At 59.8% G+C, this 1200-nt stretch carries 1 protein-coding gene; it reads right to left on the bottom strand.

Translation table 11 applies throughout. The features are described from left to right. Nucleotides 1-2 precede the first annotated feature (2 nt). Complete coding sequence (locus C8K66_RS30490; RefSeq protein ID WP_178087560.1) at nucleotides 3-1166, bottom strand: ribonucleotide-diphosphate reductase subunit beta; 1164 nt, start codon at nucleotides 1164-1166, stop codon at nucleotides 3-5. Between the last annotated feature and the right edge of the window lie 34 nt (nucleotides 1167-1200).

The following is a 1200-nucleotide window of genomic DNA, read 5'->3' as shown; positions in this document are numbered from 1 at the left end:
AATCAATCCCAGCTCAACGCACCGCCAGTCTGGTACTCGATCACACGGGTCTCAAAGAAATTCTTCTCTTTCTTCAAGTCCATGATCTCGCTCATCCATGGGAACGGGTTAGTCGTCCCTGGATACTCTTCCTTCAAACCGATCTGCGACAGACGACGGTTAGCGATGAACTTGAGGTAGTCCTCCATCATCGCCGCGTTCATGCCGAGTACACCGCGTGGCATGGTGTCGCGCGCGTATTCGATCTCCAGTTGGGTCCCTTGCAGGATCATCTGGGTTGCTTCTTCCTTCATCTCGGCGTCCCACAGGTGTGGGTTTTCGATTTTGATCTGGTTGATCACGTCGATGCCGAAGTTCAGGTGCATCGACTCGTCGCGCAGGATGTACTGGAACTGCTCGGCCACGCCGGTCATTTTGTTGCGGCGGCCCATGGAGAGGATCTGGGTGAAGCCGCAATAGAAGAAGATGCCTTCCAGTACGCAGTAGTAGGCGACCAGGTTGCGCAGCAGTTCTTTGTCGGTGTCGACGGTGCCGGTTTCGAATTTCGGGTCGGAGATGGAACGCGTGTATTTCAGGCCCCAGGCGGCTTTTTTCGCGACCGATGGGATCTCGTGGTACATGTTGAAGATCTCGCCTTCATCCATGGCCAGCGATTCGATGCAGTACTGGTAGGCGTGGGTGTGGATCGCCTCTTCGAAGGCCTGGCGCAGGATGTACTGGCGGCACTCCGGGTTGGTGATCAGGCGGTACACGGCCAGGACCAGGTTGTTGGCGACCAGCGAGTCGGCGGTGGAGAAGAAGCCGAGGTTGCGCATGACGATGCGGCGTTCGTCGTCGGTCAGGCCTTCGGGGTTTTTCCACAGCGCGATGTCGGCGGTCATGTTGACCTCTTGCGGCATCCAGTGGTTGGCGCAGCCGTCGAGGTATTTCTGCCAGGCCCAGTCGTACTTGAAGGGCACGAGTTGGTTGAGGTCGGCGCGGCAGTTGATCATGCGCTTTTCGTCGACAGCGACGCGGGCGGAGGCGCCTTCGAGCTCGGCGAGGCCTTCGGCGATGTCGAGTTTGTCGAGGGCAGCCTTGGCGCGGATGATCGCAGCGGAGTCGTTGGCGGTGACGGCGCGGGCTTCGATGGCGGCAGCGGCGCCGGCACCGTCGAGGCGGTCCATGTTGGCTTCGGTGGCGTGGCCGGCGTTGGCGCCT

Source organism: Pseudomonas sp. GV105 (assembly GCF_003058185.1).
GTDB classification, from domain to species: Bacteria; Pseudomonadota; Gammaproteobacteria; order Pseudomonadales; family Pseudomonadaceae; genus Aquipseudomonas; species Aquipseudomonas veronii.
The sequence above is the reverse complement of the archived record's forward strand: the minus strand, read 5'-3'. Positions and strand labels throughout refer to the sequence as shown.

What these genes read in the sequence shown, in the direction of transcription:
- C8K66_RS30490 (WP_178087560.1), bottom strand. Translation starts at nt 1,166, where the DNA reads ATGGACCGCCTCGACGGTGCCGGCGCCGCTGCCGCCATCGAAGCCCGC.